The organism is Bradyrhizobium sp. Crot121, from assembly GCF_059512385.1.
This window is the reverse complement of the sequence record NZ_JCAMOR010000547.1, coordinates 1-286: the sequence shown is the minus strand read 5'-3', so window position 1 is coordinate 286 and position 286 is coordinate 1. Positions and strand designations below refer to the sequence as shown.

Genomic DNA, 286 nt, shown 5'->3' with positions numbered 1-286 from the left:
AGCCTTCCGTCGCATCAAATACGGCACCACTTTGAGGCTCAAAAATGTGTGAATCGGATAGCCGGTGACCGGGCTTTTTTGCCACCGTCGTCCGCGGCAGCTCTTGCTGCTCGCGAGCTTAGCGCCAGCGTCGGGGCGCCAGGACCACACGACTTCGCCGTCCGCGTTACCTGCGCTCGTCAGTCGCACGCATCGCGTCCACCGCATCCCACCGCAACGTTCGTGACGATCGCGACCCGCCCCTCATTCGCCGTGAGACGCGCGGAGTTAAATCACTGATTTGCCC

At 62.2% G+C, this 286-nt stretch carries 1 protein-coding gene; it reads right to left on the bottom strand.

The window, feature by feature from the left end; all coding sequences use genetic code 11:
• Positions 1-189, bottom strand: a 189-nt coding sequence (locus AC5ZGW_RS47875; RefSeq protein WP_496114368.1) for a hypothetical protein, incomplete at its 3' end; no start/stop codon positions are given.
• Positions 190-286: the final 97 nt, after the last annotated feature.